Raw genomic sequence first — 1,387 nt, 5'->3', positions numbered from 1 at the left:
AACAAACTTCTTCATTAATCGCGGTGTGATACGAGGATACTCAGAGGGTTTCCAGCGCTCAAGCAACACCGTTGCTTCCCGGCACGCTATCCCTGCATCCTCATTTAGGCTTTGTTGAATAAATCAGATTTCGGGTAAGTCTCCCCCGTAGCGGGTTGTGTTTTCAGGCAATACGCACGCTTTCAGGCATACCTGCTTTCGTCATTTTGTTCAGCGCTCGTACCAGGGCCATAGCCTCTGCAACCTGACCATCGTAGTCACGCAGTGTCAGTGAACCTCCGAACAGCTGTTTTACCCGGTACATCGCCGTTTCCGCTATCGAGCGACGGTTATAATCTGTTGTCCATTTCCACCGCGCATTACTCCCGGTCAGCCGCTGATTCGCAACAGCACGGTTACGGTCTGCATATTCACCGGGCCAGTAACCCGCGCCTTTTCGGGGCGGGATAAGCGCGCTGATTTTCTTACGCCGCAGTTCATCGTGACAGAGCCGGGTGTCGTAAGCGCCGTCTGCCGATGCTGCCCTGATTTTTCTGTGAGTCTGCCGGATAAGACCCGGGAAGGCTTCTGAGTCCGTCACATTGTTCAGCGACAGGTCTGCACAGATGATTTCATGTGTGTTGCTGTCAACTGCCAGATGCAACTTTCGCCAGATACGGCGGCGTTCCTGGCCATGTTTTTTGACTTTCCATTCGCCTTCACCAAAGACCTTCAGCCCGGTGGAATCAATCACCAGATGCGCGATTTCACCCCGGGTGGGCGTTTTGAAACTGACATTAACCGACTTTGCGCGCTTGCTGACACTGGTGTAATCCGGGCAGCGCAACGGAACATTCATCAGTGTAAAAATGGAATCAATAAAACCCTGTGCAGCCCGCAGGGTCAACCTGAACACGCGTTTAATGACCAGAACGGTGGTGATGGCGAGATCAGAATAGCGCTGAGGTCTTCCCCGTGATGAAGGCGTTGCCGACTCATACCAGGCCTGAATAGCTTCATCATCCAGCCAGAAAGTTATGGAGCCACGGTTGATGAGGGCTTTATTGTAGGTGGGCCAGTTGGTGATTTTGAACTTTTGCTTTGCCACGGAACGGTCTGCGTTGTCGGGAAGATGCGTGATCTGATCCTTCAACTCAGCAAAAGTTCGATTTATTCAACAAAGCCTCTGTCTCCTTAAAAAGGTCAGTCACCAGATAAATAAATGTAAAAGTGTGCGGAACGCGATACCCGCCAGTGCCCCCGGCAGTGCAAATCGAAAAATACGCGGAAAGCGGGCGCTGGGTAATGCTGTCAACCTGTTGATGACTATTTTAATCTGTAGTCATTCAATCCTTGTAACATCAGGATGATCCTGGTGTCAGTGAAAATACGAAATCAACACGTTGGT

General features: G+C 50.9%; 1 protein-coding gene. It reads right to left on the bottom strand.

Going from position 1 to position 1,387, the window contains the following annotated elements:
- Window positions 1-163: 163 nt before the first annotated feature.
- Entirely contained in the window at window positions 164-1,132 is a 969-nt protein-coding gene (locus ACOTX3_RS26005) for an IS5-like element IS903B family transposase (RefSeq protein ID WP_022649395.1), read from the bottom strand.
- Window positions 1,133-1,387: the final 255 nt, after the last annotated feature.

Origin of the sequence: Enterobacter cloacae complex sp. IR5384, from assembly GCF_049237265.1 — a bacterium.
Lineage (GTDB): Bacteria > Pseudomonadota > Gammaproteobacteria > Enterobacterales > Enterobacteriaceae > Enterobacter > Enterobacter cloacae.
This window is presented reverse-complemented; position numbering and strand designations above follow the sequence as displayed.